Genomic DNA, 19,056 nt, shown 5'->3' on the forward strand with positions numbered 1-19,056 from the left:
CGCTCCGGTGGCGCGCCTGCCCTGATCGGTTTGGCGTAAACCAAACGGTGATCCACATCACATCATCCCAGGAGTTCTGTCCGTCGGGTAGTGCATGATCGGGGTGTGACGCGACGCCTGATGCTCCTCGACACCGCCTCCCTCTACTTCCGAGCCTATTTCGGAGTGCCGGATTCGGTCCGGGCCCCCGACGGCACACCGGTGAACGCCGTGCGCGGGCTCCTCGACTTCATCGCCCGGCTCGTCCAGGACCACCGCCCGGACGACCTGGTGGCCTGCATGGACTTCGACTGGCGCCCGGCCTGGCGGGTCGCGCTGATCCCCACGTACAAGGCCCATCGGGTCGCCGAGGAGGCCCCGGAGGGCGCCGGGGTGGACCAGGAGGAGGTGCCGGACACCCTCTCCCCCCAGGTCCCGGTGATCGACGAGGTGCTCGACGCGATCGGCATCGCGCGGGTGGGCGCCGCGGACTACGAGGCCGACGATGTGATCGGCACGCTCACGGGCCGGGCGAGCGGCCCGGTCGACATCGTCACCGGCGACCGCGATCTGTTCCAGCTGGTGGACGACGAGCGCGGGGTGCGGGTGCTCTACCCGGTCAAGGGCGTGGGCACCCTGCAGCTGATCGACGAGTCCTACGTACGCGAGAAGTACGGGGTCGACGGCCGGGGGTACGTGGATCTGGCGCTGCTGCGCGGCGACCCCAGCGACGGGCTGCCGGGGGTGCCCGGCGTCGGCGAGAAGACCGCCGCCAAACTGCTGGCCGCCTACGGCGACCTGGCCGGGATCATGGCCGCCGTGGACGACCCCGCCGCCAAGCTGACCCCCGCCCAGCGCAAGCGGCTGGCGGAGGCGCGGCCGTATGTCGAGGTCGCCCCGAAGGTGGTGCGGGTCGCCTCGGATGTGGCGCTGCCGGCCTTCGACCCGGTGCTGCCGCGGTCACCGCGCGACCCCGGCGCCGTGGAGGCGCTGGCTGAACGGTGGGGATTGGGCGGATCTCTGCGCAGATTGCTGTCCACTCTCGAGGGGTGAGCTGTTAGGTTAGGTATACCTAACTCTTATTGATCAGGGAGGTGCCATGGCGGACCGTCCGGCCCGTAAGACGCGCACGCCGCATCGCGCACAGGTGGTGCGCACCGACCGGCTGACCCCGCACATGGTGCGGGTCGTCCTGGGCGGCGACGGTCTCGCCGACTTCCACGCGGGCGAGTGGACCGATCACTACATCAAGCTGCTCTTCCCGACCGGGGGCGCCACCTACCCCGAGCCGTTCGACATGGAGCGGATCCGCGCCGAGTTCCCGCGCGAGCAGTGGCCGGTCACCCGGACATACACGGTCCGGGCCTGGGATCCGGCGGCCCGCGAGCTGACGGTGGACTTCGTGACCCATGGCGACGAGGGGCTGGCCGGGCTGTGGGCCTCGCAGGTCCAGCCGGGCGAGGAGATCCACTTCATGGGGCCGGGTGGCGCCTACGCCCCGGGCGCCGAGGCCGACTGGCATCTGCTCGCGGGGGACGAGAGCGCGCTGCCCGCGATCGCCGCCGCGCTGGAGCGGCTCACCGACAGCCGGGCGGACGGCGCGGCCGCGGTGCCGGTGCACGCGTTCATCGAGGTGGCGGACGAGGCGGAGGAGCTCAAGCTCACCGTGCCCGAGGGGGCCCGGGTGAGCTGGCTGCACCGGGGCACCGCACCGGTCGGCGAGGCGCTGGTGGCGGCCGTCCGGGGGCTGGAGTTCCCGCCCGGGCAGGTGCACGCCTTCGTCCACGGCGAGGCGGGCTTCGTGAAGGAGATCCGCCGCCATCTGCGCCTCGAGCAGCAGATCCCGCGCGAGTGGCTGTCCATCTCCGGTTACTGGCGGCGCGGCCATGACGAGGACGGCTGGCGGGCGTCGAAGCGCGAGTGGAACCAGCAGGTCGAGGCGGAGCAGGAGAAGCCGGGGCCCGAGGAGGCCGCGGCTTAGGGAACGCGGCACGTACGACCGTCAGGCCCCGGCCGGGAACATCCGGCCGGGGCCGATTCCGTGTTCCGGCCTCAGCGGGCACGGCGGAACACCGGCGTCGATCCGGCGGCGGAGAGAGCGCACTCCGGCTCGCAGGAGTGCGTACCAAAGACTTGACATATCGTCACACAAGTTCCGTACGCTCCTTTTTCGCACCTTACACACTTACCGCTCTTTTGGTTCACTCGAATCTAACGAGATCCCGGCGCCACGGTGAACCTGGCGCCCGTCCCGTTCCGTTCCGCACAAGGCTCGCCCTCCCGCTATCGACTGAGAGGCACCGAGCCCCCTCCCGTGACACCGCTCCGGTTATTCGGCCTCCGCTGAAGACCAGGGCGGCCCGGGCCCTGAAGGTCCTTCTCCTCCATTCAGCGACATCGCCCCCCTCCGCTCAGCGCCGACGAAGCCGGTACGGCCGACCGGCACGCCCCCGCGCCCAGCGCCGCAAACACAAGGAGAAACTCATGGCTCCAGTCATCACCCCCCCGTTGGTGCCCGCCCAAGGCAAGACCGGCGACACCGTCACCGTCAACGGCTCCGGGTTCACCACCGCCGCCACGGTGAACTTCGGCTCGGTCCTCGCCTCTACGACATTCGTCTCCAGCACCCAGCTCACGTTCGTGGTGCCGAGCGGCGCTCCCTGCTCCGGCACGGTCCAGGTCAGCGTCACCCAGACCGGCGTCAAGAGCAACCCGGTGTCGTTCGTCATCCTCCCCGCGCCATCCGTCACCTCGGTGACCCCGGCATGTCTGCCCGCCGCCACCGGTGGCAGCGTGACGGTCACGGGCAGCGGTTTCGCGTCCGGGGGCACCATCAACCTGCCCACCACACCGACGCCGACGGCGCTCACGATCACCCCGCCCGTCAACAACAACGCGGTCTCGGGCACCATCCCCGGAGGGAGCGACCCAGGAACGTACCAGGTCACGGTCACCACCCCTGGTGGCACCGGCACGCCGAACGTCGCATTTGTCACGTTGCAGGCCGCCCCTGCCCTCACCAGCGTGGTCCCGCCGACAGGCGACCTCCCCGGCGATCAGGTCACGATCTACGGCAGCGACCTGGACAACCTGGTCTCGGTCACCTACACGGTCGGTGCCACCACTCTGACGGACACCACTGCCACAGCCTTCGGCACCTACGTGCTCAGCACCGTGCCCACTGGGCTGCCCGCGGGTGCGGGAACCATCACCGTCACCACCTGCGGCGGCTCCGACACCATCGCCTTCAACTGACAGCTCTCGCCGGGTGACCGACGGAGCCCCCCGCCGCCGGCCGCGACACATGGCGCGGTCGGCGGCGGCTCTCCTCGTCCGCTGCCCCTGGCCGACAACTGCCGGCCAGGGGGCCGGTCGTCCCTGCGGCACAAGTAGGAGATGAAACGTTCGTGGTCCCCCGTCATGACCAGCGTCAGTCCTGCCTCAGGCAATCCTGCCGGCAGCGTCTCCGCCACGGTCATCGTCGCCCGGACCCGCGCCAAGGACCAACGGTGAGGACCGCCCCCGCGCCCTGGCCGACCCCGCCGGTCGGCCAGGGCGCGGCCGTCCTCCCGGCACCCCAAGGAGAACAATCGTCATGGCTCCCGTCGTCACCAGCGTCAGCCCCGCCCAAGGCAATCCGGCCGGAGGCACCTCCGTCACGATCAACGGTTCCGGCCTGACCAGCGCCACCGTGGTCAGATTCGGCTCCAACCTCGCCACCAACGTGGTCGTCGTCAGCGACACCCAGATCACGGCCACAACCCCCCCGGGAAGCGGCACGGCCAAGGTCACGGTCACCACACCCGGCGGCACCAGCACCCAGAACGTTCTCTTCACTTACACCACTGCCCCGGCCCCCACCATCACCAGTCTGTCTCCTTCCACCGGTCCGGCAGCGGGCGGGAACTCGGTCATCGTCTCCGGCACGAATCTCTCCGGCGCCGTACAAGTGCTCTTTGGCTCCACCCCCGGCACCATCCTCACCTCCGCACCCTCGCAAGTGATCGCCACCGCCCCAGCGGGCACGGGAACGGTCAATGTCACCGTCACCACACCCAACGGCACCAGCAACCCACTCCCCTACACCTACACCCCAGTACCAGCCCCCACCCTCACCAACCTCAACCCCACCAACGGCCCCACCGCAGGCGGCAACACCATCACCATCACCGGCACCAACCTCACCGGCACCACCCAAATCCTCTTCGGCACCAACCCCGCCACCACCTTCACCATCAACTCCCCCACCCAAATCACCGCCACCGCCCCACCAGGCACCGGAACAGTCAACGTCACCGCCACCACACCCAACGGCACCAGCAACCCACTCCCCTACACCTACACCCCAGTACCAGCCCCCACCCTCACCAACCTCAACCCCACCAACGGCCCCACCGCAGGCGGCAACACCATCACCATCACCGGCACCAACCTCACCGGCACCACCCAAATCCTCTTCGGCACCAACCCCGCCACCACCTTCACCATCAACTCCCCCACCCAAATCACCGCCACCGCCCCACCAGGCACCGGAACAGTCAACGTCACCGCCACCACACCCAACGGCACCAGCAACCCACTCCCCTACACCTACACCCCAGTACCAGCCCCCACCCTCACCAACCTCAACCCCACCAACGGCCCCACCGCAGGCGGCAACACCATCACCATCACCGGCACCAACCTCACCGGCACCACCCAAATCCTCTTCGGCACCAACCCCGCCACCACCTTCACCATCAACTCCCCCACCCAAATCACCGCCACCGCCCCAGCAGGGCCGGCCTCCGCGGTAAACGTGACCGTGACCACCCCGGGCGGCACCAGCAACCCGCTCCCCTACATCTACGTCGCCGCCCCGACTGTGGCCTCGGTGAGTCCGCAGTTCGGGCCGGCGGCGGGCGGGACCACGGTCATCATCACCGGTAGCAACCTGGCCCTGGCGACGCAGGTCCACTTCGGCCCCAACCTCGCCACCGGCCTGACCGTGGTCTCCGACACCCAACTGACGGTGACCGCCCCGGCCGGAACCGGGACGGTCGTGGTCACCGTGACCACACCGGGCGGCACCAGCACCGTGGGCCTGGGGATCCCGTACTACACCTACCTCGGCGCCCCGGTGATCAACGCGCTCATCCCGAATAACGGCACGGCGGCAGGCGGCGACTCCGTCACTATCGGCGGCTCCAACCTCATCTACACCGACTCCGTGACCTTCGGAGGAACTCCGGCCTCCTTCACCGTGTTCTCGGACACCATCGTCGTCGCGACGACGCCGGCCCACGCGGCCGGAACGGTCAATGTCCAGCTCCACACCCCCGCGGGCAACAGCAACACCTTCCCCTTCACCTACGATCCGGCCTGAGCCCGCCGAAGTGAGTGACCGGCTCAGCCGACGACCTGTTCAACCGACGACCTGTTCAACCGACGACCGGTTCAGCCGACGACCGGTTCAGCCCACCGAGGAGTACGCCACGACCCCGCGCAGCAGCCCGTCGACCGCACGGCGGGCGCTCCGCGCCACCGAGCCCTCCGGGGCCGCCGCGGCGATCTGGCCGAGCACATCGATCAGTTGCTTGGTCCAGCGCACGAAGTCACCGGCGGGCATGTCGATTTCCCGCAGCACCTCGTCGAGCCCATGGCCGGACGCCCAGCGGTAGGCGGCCCAGGCGAAGCCCAGGTCCGGCTCGCGCTGACCGACGCCCTCCGCCTGATTGATCTTGTGCTCCTCCTCGAGAGCGTCCAGCCGCCCCCATATGCGGACCATCTCGCCGAGCGCGTCCTTGGCCCGGCCCGGGGGCAGTTTGGGCGGCAGCGCGTCATCGGCCGTTCGCGCCTCGTAGACGAGCGCGGAGGCGCAGGCCGCGAGCTCGGCGGGGGGCAGCCCCTCCCAGACGCCCTCGCGCAGGCATTCGCTGGCCAGCAGGTCCAACTCGCCGTACAGCCGCGCCAGCCGCTTCCCCACGTCCGTGACCTCGTCGCCGCGCAGATAGCCGAGCTCGCTCAGCAGGGAGCAGATCCGGTCGAAGGTGCGGGCGATGGTGTTCGTACGGCCCTCGATGCGCCGCTCCAGCTGCCGGGTGTCGCGCAGCAGCCGCTGGTAGCGCTCGCCCCAGCGGGCGTGGTCCTCACGGTCGCTGCAGCCATGGCAGGGGTGAGCCCGGATGGCCGCGCGCAACCGGGCGATCTCGGTGTCGTCGGCGGCGGCCGAGCGCTCCTTGCGGCGGCGCCCCACATCGTGGTGACCGGCCTTGCCGCGCAGCGCGGAGGCCAGATCGCGGCGGGACTGGGGGCTGCGCGGATTGAACGACTTGGGGATCCGCATCCGGTCCAGCGGCTCGACCGGGACGGGGAAGTCGATCGAGGCCAGCCGCTTGACCTGCCGCTCGGCGGTGAGCACCAGGGGCCGCGGCCCATCGTGGTACTCCATGCCGCGGTGGCCGCCGACCCGCCCGGCGGGCAGCCCGGGGTCCAGCACCAGCGCGAGCCCGGCGAACTTGCCGGTGGGCACATGGATGACATCGCCCGGGCGGAGCTTCTCCAGGGCGACCGCGGCGGCCGCGCGCCGCTGGGCCGCGCCCTGCTTGGCCAGCTCGGTCTCGCGGTCCTTGAGCTCACGGCGCAGCCGCGCGTACTCGTCGAAATCGCCGAGATGGCAGGTCATGGAGGCGCGATAGCCCTCCAACCCCTCCTCGTTGCGCTGCACCTGACGGGAGATGCCGACGACCGCCTTGTCGGCCTGGAACTGCGCGAAGGAGGTCTCCAGCAGCTCACGCGAGCGGTGCCGCCCGAACTGGGAGACGAGGTTGACCGCCATGTTGTACGACGGCTTGAAGGAGGAGCGCAGCGGATACGTCCGGGTGCCGGCCAGCCCGGCGAGCGCCGCGGGGTCCATGGTGCGCTGCCACAGCACCACCGCATGGCCCTCGACATCGATACCGCGCCGCCCGGCCCGGCCGGTCAACTGGGTGTACTCACCGGGGGTGATGTCCGCGTGCTGCTCGCCGTTCCACTTGACGAGCTTCTCCAACACCACCGAGCGGGCGGGCATGTTGATGCCCAGCGCGAGGGTCTCGGTGGCGAAGACCGCCTTGACCAGGCCGCGGACGAAGAGCTCCTCGACAACTTCCTTGAAGGTGGGGAGCATTCCGGCGTGGTGGGCCGCGATGCCCCGCTCCAGCCCCTCCAGCCATTCGAAGTACCCCAGCACATGGAGGTCTTCGTCGGGGATCCCGGCGGTGCGCTCCTCGACGAGGGCCCGCACCCGGGCGCGCGCCGCCTCGTCGTTGAGCCGCAGCCCCGCGTGGAGACACTGCTGGACGGCGGCCTGGCAGCCGGCCCTGCTGAAGATGAAGGTGATGGCGGGCAGCAGCCCCTCGGAGTCGAGCCGGTCGATCACCTCGGCCCGGCCGGGGGTCCAGATGCGGCTGCGCTGACGGCGCTCGCGCTCCCGGTCGGCCTCGCGCATATTGCGGCCGCGGCGCTTGTCGCGGCCGAAGGTGGGGCGGCTGCTCTCCATCCGGGCCAGCCGGACGAGGTCGGGGTTGACCTCGCGGCGCCCGCTCTGGTCTCCGTCCCGGCCGCTCTCCTCCTCGAACAGGTCGTACATCCGGCGCCCGGCCAGCACGTGCTGCCACAGCGGCACGGGGCGGTGCTCGGAGACGATGACCTCGGTGTCACCGCGGACGGTGTCGAGCCAGTCGCCGAACTCCTCGGCATTGGAAACCGTCGCGGAGAGTGACACCAGCGTCACCGACTCGGGGAGGTGGATGATGACCTCCTCCCAGACGGCGCCGCGGAACCGGTCGGAGAGATAGTGGACCTCGTCCATCACCACATGGCCGAGGCCGAGCAGCGACTGGGAGCCGGCATAGAGCATGTTCCGCAGCACCTCGGTGGTCATCACGACCACCGGGGCATCGGAATTGACGCTGTTGTCCCCGGTGAGAAGGCCGACCTTGTCGGCGCCGTAGCGCTTCACCAGGTCGGTGTACTTCTGGTTGGACAGCGCCTTGATGGGCGTGGTGTAGAAGCACTTGCGGCCCTGGGTCAGCGCCAGGTGGACGGCGAACTCGCCCACGATGGTCTTGCCCGAGCCGGTGGGGGCGGCGACCAGCACGCCCTTGCCGGACTCCAGGGCCTTGCACGCCTCGATCTGGAAGGGATCCAGCTCGAAGTCGTACATCTCGCGGAAGGGGGCCAGCGCGGTGGCCTGCTCGGCGGCCCGGGCGCGGGACGCCGCATAGCGCTCGGCGGGAGTTAGCTCGTCGGTCATCGTATCTACGAGCCTACCGGCCGCCTCCGACAGCGCACGCGATCTTTATCGGGGCTTTGTTCGGCCCGTCGGGCCGGGCGGGGCCGTGGACGGCTGCCCCGCCCGCGCCGGGAGCGGTTACGGACGGCTAGGTGACGTCGTCGTAGCCGTTGCGCCGGGGCGTGCCGGAGTCGTCCCCATCGGTGAGCTCCGGCCTGGCGCTGGGCGCCGCGACGGCCTCGGGGGTGAGATCCAGCGCGGACGCCTCGTCGTCGCTCAGGCCGAAGTCCGGGTCGGCGGCCCGGCGGCGCGCCTTGCGGCGGTCGTTGGCCAGGGAGACGCCGACGGCGCCGAAGTAGAGCACGACGACCGGCCCGGCCAGGGCGAACATGCCGATCGGGTCGGTGCTGGGGGTGGCGATGGCGCCGAAGACCGTGATGCCCATGATCATGGCGCGCCACCAGCCGAGCATCCGGCGTCCGGAGAGGACGCCGGTGAAGTTCAGCAGGATCAGCAGCAGCGGAAGCTCGAAGGCGAGCCCGAAGACGACGATCATCCGGGCGAGCAGATCGAGGAAGTCGTCCAGTGGGAGGAGGTTGTTGGCCCCCTCCGGGGTGAAGCCGATGAGGACCTTGGCGCTGGTCGGAAGGATCAGGTACGCGAAGTACGCGCCGGCGACGAAGAGCGGTACGCCGAGCCCGACGAAGAACAGGCCGTACTTCTTCTCGTTGCGGTGCAGCCCGGGAGCGAGGAAGGCCCAGAGCTGGTAGAGCCAGATCGGGGTGGCGACCACCAGCCCGGTCGTGAAGGAGACCTTCAGCATGATCGTGAACGGCGACAGCAGACCGTTCACGGTGAAGTAGGCGCAGTCGTGCCCCTTGCTTCCCTTGCCCGAGAGATCGGACAGCGAGACCCCGTCACAGCCGACGGCGTCCAGCACCGGCTGCATCAGGAATTTGGCGATGTCCATGTAGAAGAACATCGCGACGATCGTGACCACGCAGATCGCCAGGACCGACTTGAGCAACCGGTTGCGCAGCTCACGCAGGTGCTCGGCCAGGGGCATCCGCCCCTCAGGGTCCTTCTCCTTCTTGCGGGCAGACTTGAGCAACCCACGTCCTCATCTCGTGCGTCCGGTGGCGGCCTTCCACTGCCGCCTTCAAGTGGCCCTGGGTCAGCGCTTGGTGGTGTCGCTCGGCTCCGACACCGGGCGCGAGCTGGTCACGTCACCGGGCGCGGCCTGGATCGTACGGTGGGACTCGTCCTGGCCGGGCTGGGGCGGGTCGGTCGGCGCGGTCTGCTGCTGCTGACCATCCGACTTCATGGCCTTCGCCTCGCTCTTGAGGATCCGGGCCGACTTGCCCAGCGAGCGGGCCATGTCCGGAAGCTTCTTGGCACCGAACAGCAGCAGCACGACGACAAGGATGAGGAGAATCTCGGGAACGCCGATCTTTCCGAACAGCATAAGCGTCTTCCTTCTCACCGAGGCGGCTGGGGGTGGGGCTGCCCGACCGGTCGGACAGGTGTCCGGCAGCCGTGCTGTCAGCGATCGTAGCGCGCAGGGGTAAACCGGAAGCAATCCCCGTGCGGACTCCGGGTTGCGGCCCTCCGCCTCGCTACCAGGGCCGCGAAATCTCAGCGTACCCCGCTTGGCTGTGGCACAGCAGAGCGCCCATCAGTCGCGGTCCCCGCTCCTGGCACCCGGCGGGCTCTCACTCGCGACGCGGAGCGGTTCTCACTCGCGCCGCAGAGCGTCCACCGTTGACCCCAGCGGAGCCGAGGCCCGCTCCAGGTCCTCGGCGGCCCGGGTGATCCGCTGCGAGCTGTCCGACACCTGCCGGGCCAGCCTGCGGACCTCCGCGTAGACCCGCACCGAGAGCACGGCGAGCACGGCGATTCCACAGAAGGCGAGGGCGAGGGCGAGCATCGGCCAGAGCATGTGCCAGAGCCTAGACGGTGGAGTGCAGCCGCAGCGTACGCACCCCGCCACCGGTGAGCAGCTCCACGATCCGCTCCCCCGCCGGTTTGCGCACCATGGTTCCGCAGTCGGGGCAGGTGAAGGAGTAGAAAGTGGTGCGGTCGCTGGCGCCGATCGCCAGCCGCAGCGCGCCCGCGGCCAGCTCGAACCGGCCCCGGCACTCCGGACAGGCTGCCTTGAAGACAACCGAAGCTGCACTCCCCCGTGCGGTCACTGTGTGCGTCCCTTCACTCACCGTACGCCGCGAGCGCCTGCCGCGCCGCGTCCCGGGCACTGTCCGCCAGACCCTGCGGCGAGACGATCCGGCCGTCCCTGCCGAGCCGCAGCGCCAGGCGCCGCAGCGAGCCGGGGTCGGGCGCGCGCAGGGTGATCCGGAGGCCGCCGTGGGGCAGCTCATCCGCGCTGTCGTGCGGGTAGTACTCGGCGACCCAGCGCCCGCCGGGGCCGACCTCGACGACCACCTCGGGGTCCTCGGCACCGGTCTGCACCAGCGCGGAGGACAGCTCCGACAGGTCGCGCAGCTCGATGGGCGGCGGATCGGACGCCTCGTCGAGCAGCTTGATCTCGACGACCCGGTCGAGCCGGAAGGTCCGCCGCGCCTCGGAGAGGCGGCACCACGCCTCCACATAGGTGCGGCCGACGGCGAAGAGCCGGATCGGGTCGACCTCGCGCTCGGTGATCTCGTCGCGCGCCGGTGAGTAGTAGCGCAGCCACAGCCTGCGGCGCTCGGAGATGGCACGGTCGACGTCGGCGAAGACGCCGCCCTCCGACTCGAAGATCACCGAGAGCCGGGAGCTGGCACCCGCCACCTCGCCCGCCGCGGCCTCCAGCTTGGCGGTGGCCCGCAGCAGCGCCTCCCGGTCCCCTTCGCGCAGCCCAGGGAGGGTGGCGACGGCGCGGGCGGCGACCAGCAGCGCGGTGGCCTCGTCGGCCGCCAGCCGCAACGGCTCGGCTGTGCTGGTGCCGGAGGCATTCGGGTTGTGCCACCAGATCCGCTCCCCGTCGGTGTCGATGTCCAGCAGATCGCCGCCGCGGAAGCTGGTGCCGCACAGCGGCAGCACATCGAGGTCGGCGATCAGCTCGTCCTCGCTGATGCCGAAGGCCCGGGCGACATCGGCGACGCGGGCGCCGGGGCGCTCGCGCAGATAGGTGACCAGGGAGAGCATCCGCCGGGTCTGGTCAATGGCGTTTCCGGCCATAATGAAGTGATCCGTCCCCTCAGCCCTTGGCGACCGCGCGCAGCCGGTCCACGACATCCGCCCGCAGTTCATCGGGCCCCAGTACGACCACGTCCGGGCCGAACTCCACGAGCCAGGCGTCCAGGCCGTGCCCGTAGGGAATCTCCAGCTCGTCCCAGCCGTCGTCGGCCGCGCGGGTGGACAGCGCCTTCGCCCGCAGCGGATAGCCGTGGCCCGCGCGCAGCCTGATCCGGGCGGTGCCGGTGGCGGTCTCGCCCGCCCAGGTCTCCACGGTCTCCCGGACGGTGACGTGGTCGGGCACCTCGGCGGTGAACGCGTCGGACCGCAGCCGGACCCGGCCGGTGATCCGGGAGAGCCGGAAGACCCGCTCGGCGGCGCGCTCGCGGTCCCATCCGGCGAGATACCAGTGGCCGCGCCAGGACTCCAGGGTCCAGGGCTCGACCTGCCGCTGCTCGGGGCGCGCGGCGTTCGACTTGCGGTAGTCGAAGACCACGGGGCGGCGGTCGCGGCAGGCGAGCATCAGCGGCTCGAAGGCGGCCTCGTGGACCGGGATGCGCGGCTCCAGCGCGCTGTGCCCCGGTGTGTCGTACGGGTCCTCGGCGACCGGCATCCCGGCGGCGCGCAGCTTCTGCAGCGCCCCGCTGGCGGCGCCAGCGAGCCGGGCCTGCTGCCAGACCTTGGCGGCCAGGCCCAGGGCGGCGGCCTCCTCGACGTCGAGGGTGATCGGCGGCAGGCGGTTGCTGTCCCGGCGGGCGAGATAGCCGATCTCGCCGTCGAGGCCCTCCACCGTCTCGATGATCAGGCCGAGTTCGCGCAGATCGTCCTTGTCGCGCTCGAACATGCGGTTGAACGCGTCGTCGTTCGCCGCGTCGGTCTGGAGGTACGCCTCTATGGAGCCCCGCAACTCCCGTTTGGTCAGCGGACGCCGCGTTCCCAGCAGGCACAGGGCCAGATTCATCAGCCGCTCGGCCTTGGCAATCGCCATCGACGCCCTTTCTTCGTGACCTTACGCACGTGACCGTACCGCTACCGGGACGCGCGGCAAAAGCCGAGGGCCCCTGCCCATCGGCAGGAGCCCTCGGCGCGACGGACCGCCGTCTCAGACGGAGACCAGATCACAGACGAAGATCAGCGTCTCGCCCGGCTTGATCCGGCCACCGCCGGCGCCCCGGTCCCCGTAACCGAGGTGCGGCGGGACGATGAGCTGCCGGCGGCCGCCGACCTTCATCCCCTGGAGGCCCTGGTCCCAGCCGGTGATGACCTGGCCGACCCCGAGCTGGATCCGCAGCGGGGTGCCGCGGTTGTAGCTCGCGTCGAACTCCTCACCCGTGCTGAAGGAGACGCCCACATAGTGCACGGCGATGTTGTCGCCGGCCTTGGCCGTGGGCCCGTCGCCCTCCCAGATGTCCTTGATCTCCAGCTCGGCCGGCGGCTCGCCGCCCGGGAAGTCGACCTCGGGCTTCTCGATGCTCACGAAATTGCTCCTTGTGACGTTGTGGGCAACCCGCACAGGCTACAGAACGGCCAGGATGTCCACGGAGAACACCAGCGTGGAGTTGGCGGGGATGCCCTTCTGGGCCGCCTTGCCGTAGCCCAGGTCCGGGGGCACGACGACCAGCACCCGGCTGCCGACCTTCTTGCCGGTGAGCCCCTGCGACCAGCCCTTGACCACCTGCTGCAGCGAGAACTGGGCGAGCTCACCGCGCTTGTAGGTGGAGTCGAACTCCTTGCCGCCGTCCCACAGCACGCCCTTGTACTGGACGAGCAGCGCGTCGGTCTTCTTGACCTCCTGGCCGTCGCCCTCGATGACGTATTCGGAGACCAGTTTCTTCGGCGCGGCCTTCTTGGGGAGGGTGATGGTGGGCGCCTTGCCGTCGGTGTTGGTGGACACCTTGGGCAGGTCGGCGTCGGTCTGGTCCACCTTGCTGCCCTTGGCCGAGCTCTTGGCGTTGAAGGCATCCACGAGGTCGATGACGAAGACCAGCGTGTCGGTCCCCTTGATACCGGCCTGCGGCTGGCCCTGCTTGCCGTAGGCGTACGCGGGCGGGACGGCGAGCTCCAGCCGGCTGCCGAGGTTCCGGCCCAGCAGTCCCTGGTCCCAGCCCGGGAGGACCTGGCCCTTGCCGATCGGGAAGGCGGCGGTCTTCTTCTTGTCGAAGGTGTTGTCGATGGCCTTACCGGTGTCCCAGATCTGCGCCAGATAGTTGATCTGGACCCAATCTCCCTTGACCGTCTTCCTGCCGTCCCCCTGGCTGATCGTCTTGACCGCGAGATCGTGCGGCGGCTTACCCGTGCCCTTGGCGACCTTCGGCTTCTCACCGAACTTCTTACCCGCGGTAATCGGCGGCACCGGTCCGGAGACGATCTTGCCGGTGGGGGCCGGTGAGGCACTCTGATCCGTCGGCTCCTGTGACGGCTTGGTCTTGTCGGACCCTGATTCGTCGTCACCACAGCCCGCGAGTGTCAGCAGGCCCGCGGGCAGGGCAAGGAGTACGGAGCGTCGGCGCACGGAGTCCTCGTTAGGTAGATCTTGCGATGGCCAATGCGCGCCACTCTACGACGTGACTCGGGCCCCGTCCGGAGAACGCACGGGGCCCGAGGGCAAGGTAAGCCGTACGCCGGTCACATACCGGCGATGAGTTTCTCCACCCGGTCGTCGACCGAACGGAACGGGTCCTTGCACAGCACGGTGCGCTGTGCCTGGTCATTGAGCTTCAGATGTACCCAGTCGACGGTGAAGTCGCGGCGCTGCTCCTGGGCCCGGCGGATGAAGTCGCCGCGCAGCCGGGCGCGGGTGGTCTGCGGTGGCACCGACTTGCCCTCGAAGATTTTCAAGTCGTTGCAGACCCGGGCCGCCTGGCCGCGCTTCTCCAGCAGGTAGTAAAGGCCGCGGCGGCGGTGGATGTCGTGATAGGCGAGATCTATCTGGGCGATCCGCGGATGGGACATGGTGATGTTGTTCTTGGCCCGGTACCGCTCGATGAGCTTGTACTTCATCACCCAGTCGATTTCGGTGCCGATCCGGTCGAGCTCCTCGGTGCGGATCGCGTCCAGGGTGCGGCCCCACAGCTCGAGGACGCGCTCGACCATGCCGGTGCGGATGCCACGGCGCTCGCAGAAGTCCACGGCCTTCTCGTAGTACTCCTGCTGCACTTCCAGTGCGGACGCCTCGCGCCCGCTGGCGAGCCGCACCTTGCGCTGCCCGGTGATGTCGTGGCTGACCTCGCGGATGGCCCGGATGGGGTTCTCCAGGGTCAGGTCACGCATCACGGTGCCCGCCTCGATCATGCGGAGCACCAGATCGGTGGCGCCGACCTTGAGCAGCATGGTGGTCTCGGACATGTTGGAGTCGCCCACGATGACATGTAGCCGGCGGTAGCGCTCGGCGTCGGCGTGGGGTTCGTCGCGGGTGTTGATGATCGGCCGGGAGCGGGTCGTCGCGGAGCTGACGCCCTCCCAGATGTGCTCGGCGCGCTGGCTGACGCAGTAGACCGCGCCACGCGGGGTCTGGAGCACCTTGCCCGCACCGCAGAGCAGCTGCCGCGTCACCAGGAACGGGATGAGAATGTCGGCGAGCCGGGAGAACTCGCCGTGCCGTGCCACCAGATAGTTCTCGTGGCAGCCGTAGGAGTTGCCCGCGGAGTCGGTGTTGTTCTTGAAGAGATAGACGTCGCCCGCGATTCCCTCCTCGTGCAGGCGACGCTCCGCGTCCACGAGCAGACCCTCGAGAATGCGCTCGCCTGCCTTGTCGTGGGTGACCAGCTCGGTCACGTTGTCACACTCGGGGGTTGCGTATTCCGGGTGCGAGCCCACGTCGAGATAGAGGCGGGCGCCGTTGCGCAGGAAGACATTGCTGCTGCGGCCCCAGGAGACGACACGGCGGAAGAGGTAGCGCGCCACTTCGTCAGGAGACAACCGGCGCTGTCCCCTGAATGTGCACGTGACGCCGTACTCGTTCTCCAGCCCGAAAATGCGGCGGTCCATGCCTGAACATTACGCCTGATGGCGTGCTCTGAAACCGGGTTCGACGGCACGGTTGCGATCATTTTCCGCACAGGGTTCATCCGGTGTTGGGGGAACGGTCGGCCGGACGACGGGGCGTGGCCGGTCCAGGAGGAAGCGCTGGGCGGCCAGCAGCACCGCCAGCGCGGCCACTCCACCGGCCGCGGGCACCGCGAATCCGGGGGCCACTCCGCCGAGCTGGACCGCGGGCCCCGCCACGGCGGTGCCGACCGCGTTGCCCACCACGAACGTGGTCACCAGCCAGGAGAACGCCTCGGTGACCGTGCCGGTGGGCGCGTGGCGGTCCACGACGACGAACGCGCAGGCCAGCGCGGGGGCCAGGAACACTCCGGCCACCCCGGCGAGGACGGTCATCATGACGACGCCCGGCACCAGCATGAGCGGCAGATAGCCGAGTGCCAGCGCGGCCACCAGCAGTCGCAGCCGCCGTTCGGGCGCGCCGGGCCAGGTGCGGCCGCCGTAGACGATGCCGCCGGCCAGCGCGCCCACGCCGAGGGCGGAGAGCAGCCCGCTGGAGACCACGCCACCACCGTGCTCGTCGGCGTAGGCCACCGCGGCCACCGCGATCGCGCCGAGGGCGAGCCCGATGAAGAAGAACGACCCGAGCAGCACCAGCAGCCCGGGCGAGCGCAGCGCGCCCAGCCAGTGCGCCTCGCGCGGCGCCGAGCGCCACTGCCGCGACGGACGCGAGACCACGACCCAGAGCGCGCCCGCGACCCCGATGGCGTTGATGACCAGCAGCGCCGCCGCCTCGGACCATACGGCCACGCTCAGGGTGACCAGCAGCGGGCCGACGGCGAACATCACCTCCTGGGCCACGGCGTCCAGCGCGTACGCCGCGTGCACCTGGTCCTCGCGCCGCAGCACCGAGGGCCACAGCGCCCGCAGCCCGCCCTCCAGCGGCGGCGTGAACAGACCGGCGATCAGCATGGCGGCGTACGCCACCAGCAGCGGATCGAGCCCGACGACGGCGAACAGGACCATCCCGAGCGCGGAGGTCACGGCGGCGGGGAGCATCACCCAGGTCTGGCCGAAGCGGTCCACGGCCCGGCCCAGCAGCGGCTGGCCCACCGCGTTGGCCACGCCGTAAGCGGCCGACAGCCCCCCGGCGAGGGCGTAGCTGCCGCCCTCCGCGCGGGCGAAGAGCAGCACGGCCAGGGCGGCGGTGGCGTTCGGAAGCCGTCCCAGCAGCGTGCCGATGAGCAGCCGTGCCGCGTGCGGGGTGCGCAGCAGTTCCCCGTAGCCAGCCGCCATTTACCTGCCCCTTCCTTGCCAGGTCCTGCTTCAGGTCCGACTTCAGGTCCTGTTCCGGGTCCCTGCGGATTGTCGTGGGTTGTCGCCAATGCGTCGCGGGTGCGGCGCGGGTCGTGTGGGACGTTGTACGTATAACTGCCAGCGTCATACGTACCATGGCCGCCACCGCGGGTCCACTCGCGGGCCGGAAATGAGCAGCCGCGCGGCGGCGGAGGGAGCGGAGGCGATGGTGGCGAGCGCGGACCGCGCCCACGCGGCAAAGGGGGCCGCCGGGAGGGGTTCCCGGGGCACCGGCCGGACGAGTGAGTCCGCGCACCGCGAGGGCCCGGGCCAGGGCGGGGGCGGGACGGCCGCTCGCTCAGGGGATGCGGCGGGCGCCGGTCCAGGTGGCGCGGCGGCCACGGGGCGGCCGGTCGCGGGACGGGCGACGAGCCGGGATGTGGCGCGGCTGGCGGGCGTGTCCCAGGCGACCGTGTCGCTGGTGCTCGGCGAGAAGTGGCCCGGACGGGTCTCCGAGCGCACCGTGGAGGCCGTGCGGGCCGCCGCGCGCGATCTCGGCTACCGCCCCAACCTCGCGGCCCGCAGCCTCCGCCTGGGCCGCACCAGGACCGTCCTCCTGGTGGTGCCCGCCCTGACGACCGAGTTCTTCGCCCGCGTCTACACCGGCGCCGAGCGGGTCGCCGCCGACCATGGCTTCGGGGTGGTGCTCTATCCGTCCCCCGAGGGCGTGGGCCCGGCCCGGGACCCGTTCGACTCGGCCCGCGCCTCGCTCGACGGGGTGATCGCCTCCTCCATGGCGGCCGGCGCGCTGGCCGCGGTGCGCGGCGGCGGGCTGCCGCTGGTGATGCTGGACAGCGATCCGGACGACGTGGCCGCGGCGGCCACCGTCAACCTTGACATCGCGGACGGGGCGCGGCAGGCGGCGGGGCATCTGCTGGCGCTCGGGCACCGCCGGGTGGCCCATCTCGCGGCGGCGGTGGACTCCTGGACCTTCCAGGTCCGCGCCCGGGCCCTGGCGGAGGCGATGGACGAGGTCCCGGGCACCGCGTTGGGCATCGAACCGGCGGGGCTGACCGTCGAGGAGGGCCGCCGGGCCGCCGAACGCGTCCTGGCCCGCCCCGGGCTCCGGCCGACCGCGCTCGTCTGCGACGACGACATCCTGGCCGCGGGCGCCTGCAAGGCGGCCCGCCGGCTGGGGCTGCGGATCCCGGACGACATCTCGGTGACCGGCTTCGACGATCTGGCGCTGGCCACGGCGGTGGAACCGGAGCTGACCACGGTGCGGCTCCCGGCGGAGGCGGTGGGCGCGGCCGGTATGCGGGCCCTGATGACGCTCATGGACGGCGAGACGCCCCGGGACACCGTGCTGCCCGTCGAGCTGATCCCCCGGGGCTCCACGGCCCCTCCCCCACGGTCCTGACCGGCCCCGGGGCCACCATTCCGGTCGTTGCGCGGGGCCCGGGGGCGGTGTGTGGGGCCGTGTGGGCTCCTCAACGCGCCCCGTGGGGCCGTACACGACGTCGCCGCCGCCCCGGATGGGCCCGGGGCGACGGCGACGGAGAAACGAACGGCAGCGGCCGGGTCAGTCCTCGGACTCCGAGGTGGACTCCTCGGTCCCTTCGGAGTCGGACGACTCCTCCGAGCCCGCCGCGCTCTCTGCCGACTCCAGGAGCCGGGAGAGCTGACCGCCCAGGACGCGCTTGAACTTGCGCTTCTGGGGGCGGTTGCGGTCCAGGACCGCGACCTCGAGCTGTTCGGCGGTGAGGCTGCGCTCCCCGCCGTTGTTGTCACGGGAGAGCGAGTCGACGGCCAGCTTGAGAGCCTCGGCGAGGGTCATGCCGTCCCGGTGGCGCTGGTCGAGATAGCTGCTGATCTGGTCGGCGTTGCCACCGACGGCGACCGAGCCATGCTCGTCCACGATGGATCCGTCGTGCGGGAGGCGGTAGATCTGGTCGTCCTCGGGGCCCTCCCCGACCTCGGCGACGATCAGCTCGACCTCGTACGGCTTCTCGGCGGCACTGGAGAAGATCGTGCCCAGGGTCTGGGCGTAGACATTCGCCAGCCCGCGAGCCGTGACATCCTCACGGTCATAGGTATAGCCGCGCAGATCGGCGTAACGGACACCGCCGATGCGCAGATTCTCGAATTCGTTGTACTTACCGACCGCCGCGAAGGCGATCCGGTCATAGATCTCGCTGACCTTGTGCAGCGCGCGGGACGGGTTCTCCGCAACGAAGACGATGCCGTCGGCGTACTGCAGCACGACCACGCTGCGGCCGCGGGCGATGCCCTTACGGGCGTATTCGGCGCGGTCGGCCATGGCCTGCTGAGGAGAAACATAGAACGGCGTCGTCACCGGCTGTCCGTCC

The 19,056-nt window shown here is 70.4% G+C and carries 17 protein-coding genes; 5 read left to right on the plus strand and 12 right to left on the minus strand.

The genetic code is table 11. The features are described from left to right. The first annotated feature begins 120 nt into the window (after positions 1-120). The 4 genes from AS97_RS11715 to AS97_RS11730 all read left to right on the plus strand — a co-directional run bounded on the left by AS97_RS11715 (position 121) and on the right by AS97_RS11730 (position 5,344). Entirely contained in the window at positions 121-1,032 is a 912-nt protein-coding gene (locus AS97_RS11715) for a 5'-3' exonuclease (protein ID WP_210567194.1), read from the plus strand. A 46-nt stretch (positions 1,033-1,078) separates the two neighbouring features. Beyond that, a complete protein-coding gene (locus tag AS97_RS11720) occupies positions 1,079-1,960 on the plus strand; it encodes a siderophore-interacting protein (RefSeq protein ID WP_210564859.1) in 882 nt (293 codons plus the stop codon). A 503-nt stretch (positions 1,961-2,463) separates the two neighbouring features. Beyond that, positions 2,464-3,234: an IPT/TIG domain-containing protein gene (locus tag AS97_RS11725; protein ID WP_086706378.1), complete on the plus strand. Its 771-nt coding sequence runs from the start codon at positions 2,464-2,466 to the stop codon at positions 3,232-3,234. 340 nt (positions 3,235-3,574) lie between these two features. Beyond that, positions 3,575-5,344 (plus strand): IPT/TIG domain-containing protein, encoded by a 1,770-nt coding sequence (locus AS97_RS11730; RefSeq protein ID WP_210564860.1) that lies wholly within the window; start codon positions 3,575-3,577, stop codon positions 5,342-5,344. A gap of 87 nt (positions 5,345-5,431) precedes the next feature. Here AS97_RS11730 and AS97_RS11735 read toward each other — a convergent pair whose 3' ends face one another. From AS97_RS11735 to AS97_RS11785, 11 genes are all read right to left on the minus strand, one after another. Beyond that, positions 5,432-8,254, minus strand: a complete 2,823-nt coding sequence (locus AS97_RS11735; protein ID WP_059148596.1) for a DEAD/DEAH box helicase — start codon at positions 8,252-8,254, stop codon at positions 5,432-5,434. Between the two features lie 127 nt (positions 8,255-8,381). Continuing rightward, positions 8,382-9,344 (minus strand): twin-arginine translocase subunit TatC, encoded by a 963-nt coding sequence (gene tatC / locus AS97_RS11740; protein ID WP_210564861.1) that lies wholly within the window; start codon positions 9,342-9,344, stop codon positions 8,382-8,384. 63 nt (positions 9,345-9,407) lie between these two features. Beyond that, positions 9,408-9,695, minus strand: a complete 288-nt coding sequence (tatA, locus tag AS97_RS11745) for a Sec-independent protein translocase subunit TatA (protein ID WP_059148647.1) — start codon at positions 9,693-9,695, stop codon at positions 9,408-9,410. Between the two features lie 273 nt (positions 9,696-9,968). Next, positions 9,969-10,172: a hypothetical protein gene (locus tag AS97_RS11750; protein WP_059148598.1), complete on the minus strand. Its 204-nt coding sequence runs from the start codon at positions 10,170-10,172 to the stop codon at positions 9,969-9,971. A 10-nt stretch (positions 10,173-10,182) separates the two neighbouring features. Then, the gene (locus tag AS97_RS11755; protein ID WP_014059501.1) at positions 10,183-10,425 is read right to left on the minus strand and encodes a hypothetical protein; all 243 of its coding nucleotides are present in this window, start codon (positions 10,423-10,425) and stop codon (positions 10,183-10,185) included. A 13-nt stretch (positions 10,426-10,438) separates the two neighbouring features. Then, on the minus strand, positions 10,439-11,410 hold the full coding sequence (locus AS97_RS11760) for a WYL domain-containing protein (RefSeq protein ID WP_210564862.1): 972 nt from the start codon (positions 11,408-11,410) through the stop codon (positions 10,439-10,441). A gap of 19 nt (positions 11,411-11,429) precedes the next feature. Further along, a complete protein-coding gene (locus AS97_RS11765) occupies positions 11,430-12,395 on the minus strand; it encodes a WYL domain-containing protein (protein WP_059148600.1) in 966 nt (321 codons plus the stop codon). Positions 12,396-12,509: 114 nt separating this feature from the next. Then, positions 12,510-12,884, minus strand: a complete 375-nt coding sequence (locus AS97_RS11770; RefSeq protein WP_059148601.1) for an FKBP-type peptidyl-prolyl cis-trans isomerase — start codon at positions 12,882-12,884, stop codon at positions 12,510-12,512. Between the two features lie 39 nt (positions 12,885-12,923). Then, positions 12,924-13,919 carry an FKBP-type peptidyl-prolyl cis-trans isomerase gene (locus tag AS97_RS11775; RefSeq protein WP_059148602.1) on the minus strand — a complete coding sequence of 332 codons (996 nt, stop codon included), beginning with the start codon at positions 13,917-13,919 and terminating at the stop codon, positions 12,924-12,926. A 113-nt stretch (positions 13,920-14,032) separates the two neighbouring features. Further along, entirely contained in the window at positions 14,033-15,394 is a 1,362-nt protein-coding gene (gene pafA / locus AS97_RS11780) for a Pup--protein ligase (RefSeq protein ID WP_014059506.1), read from the minus strand. Positions 15,395-15,403: 9 nt separating this feature from the next. After that, positions 15,404-16,687, minus strand: a complete 1,284-nt coding sequence (locus AS97_RS11785; protein WP_059148603.1) for an MFS transporter — start codon at positions 16,685-16,687, stop codon at positions 15,404-15,406. A 439-nt stretch (positions 16,688-17,126) separates the two neighbouring features. Here AS97_RS11785 and AS97_RS11790 point away from each other — a divergent pair, with 439 nt between their 5' ends. Further along, positions 17,127-18,107, plus strand: a complete 981-nt coding sequence (locus tag AS97_RS11790) for a LacI family DNA-binding transcriptional regulator (RefSeq protein ID WP_210567195.1) — start codon at positions 17,127-17,129, stop codon at positions 18,105-18,107. Between the two features lie 162 nt (positions 18,108-18,269). On the opposite strand, the gene prcA is transcribed toward AS97_RS11790, so the two are convergent. Continuing rightward, positions 18,270-19,043 (minus strand): proteasome subunit alpha, encoded by a 774-nt coding sequence (gene prcA, locus AS97_RS11795; RefSeq protein WP_079059856.1) that lies wholly within the window; start codon positions 19,041-19,043, stop codon positions 18,270-18,272. Between the last annotated feature and the right edge of the window lie 13 nt (positions 19,044-19,056).

Source organism: Streptomyces sp. AgN23 (assembly GCF_001598115.1).
GTDB classification, from domain to species: Bacteria; Actinomycetota; Actinomycetes; order Streptomycetales; family Streptomycetaceae; genus Streptomyces; species Streptomyces antimycoticus.